This is a genomic window from Pedobacter sp. 01T416_2 (genome assembly GCF_056398925.1).
Genome location: NZ_JBFTQI010001084.1, coordinates 1 through 1,453, shown reverse-complemented (window position 1 = coordinate 1,453; position 1,453 = coordinate 1). Strand labels below are relative to the sequence as shown.

The window sequence follows — 1,453 nt, the reverse complement described above, 5'->3', positions numbered from 1 at the left end:
ATCAATCTGCTCGCTAAGTAAAGCCGATTCAATTTCAGAAAAAACAAGCTCCTGTTTATTTTGTAAATGAGGATAAGCAATTCCCAGCAGGAAATTAGCGGTGGTATATTTTCCTGGTATTCCAATTCTTAGTTTGGAGTCTGGCGTTTGGAGTTCAGCGTCATTTTCTCCATCGAAATGATTCTTACTGATTAATAACGGCCCAACACCAAAACCCAGGGCACTCCCAGCGTCGAGTAAAGCATACTGGTTGGCAACATAGGCAAAAGCATGGAAACTTAACTTGGTAATATCTAATTCGCCTCTAAGTGCCTTTTGGTTTAACGTTTCTACATCATCATAAGAAACCTCAAATTCTAACCCTTCAGTGTCAATTTTATGGTGAATTAGTGCATCGAAAATAAATGTATCGTTAGGGCAGGGAGAAAATCMAAGTGTAAGTTTCATCTATTTATTTTTTTGTTTTCAGTTGTTAGATGGAGCCTTTGACAATTAAAATAATTATTTTAATTGTGTCGGGTTCATAAATCAAAATTAAGTACTGCGGTAAACTAATCAGTCATAATCAGTTCATTTCTCCAACAAAAGCWATGGCCCAATCGTTTAAATTTTTAATAGCCAAGCCAATTTTCCAATTGTCTTTATTTCTTGGCTCTACATAATTAGATATACTTCTAATCTGTAAACAATCGATGTTTAACTGTTTACTGGCATAGAAAACCGCGGCACCTTCCATGCTTTCGGTAGTTGGGTTTAACCTCTTGATTAGATTTTTAATACTTTTTTCGCTCCCCGTTACACAGTTCATGGTTATCCCTTTTGCTACGGGTAGGTTAACGCTTTTGTGTGTTTTCGAGGTGTAATGGTTTTCCCCAAAACCCAAATCGCTTATGGTTAAAAATTCGTCTCCATTTTCGGCGCCCAGTTCGGCAAAAGTATCTTCGGTAATATTTAATACAGTACCTAAAGCTATATTCCGATCGAAGCTTCCAGCGATACCGAAATTTACCACAAGGCTATATTTAGATGAAAGATGTTTGCCCAGGGCAAAGGCTGTTGCTACCATTCCAACACCAGTGATCAGCAGATCGAAATTTTTACTCTCTACAAAATCTCCATCCGGCAAATTAAAATGTTGATAAAAGAAGGTGAGTTCGGCTTTTGTAGCAGCAACAACTAAAGTTTTCATAACGTAAAGTTAGCAGATTGTTTTCATTTAAGTTTTGTGTAAGCTTTGGTCTTTAGTCTTTAAGCTTAAACCTTTATCCGTATATTTGCATTTTATTTTATAGTAATGATTTACATAACGAGAAAAGCATCCTTCAATGCGGCGCACAAATTGGCCCGTACCGATTGGGATGATGATAAAAACAATGAAGTTTATGGTAAATGTGCCAACCCCAATTGGCATGGCCATAACTATTGGTTATATGTTACAGTTAAAGGCGAAGTT

3 protein-coding genes are annotated in these 1,453 nt (G+C 36.8%); 1 reads left to right on the top strand and 2 read right to left on the bottom strand.

All coding sequences use genetic code 11. The features are described from left to right. On the bottom strand, positions 1 to 447 hold a 447-nt coding region (locus AC1DPQ_RS27575), incomplete at its 3' end, for an MqnA/MqnD/SBP family protein (protein WP_477611539.1). 118 nt (positions 448 to 565) lie between these two features. Further along, complete coding sequence (gene mqnB / locus AC1DPQ_RS27570) at positions 566 to 1,189, bottom strand: futalosine hydrolase (protein ID WP_477611538.1); 624 nt, start codon at positions 1,187 to 1,189, stop codon at positions 566 to 568. Between the two features lie 105 nt (positions 1,190 to 1,294). Between mqnB and AC1DPQ_RS27565 the strand changes: the two genes are divergently transcribed. Continuing rightward, on the top strand, positions 1,295 to 1,453 hold a 159-nt coding region (locus AC1DPQ_RS27565; RefSeq protein WP_477611540.1), incomplete at its 3' end, for a 6-carboxytetrahydropterin synthase.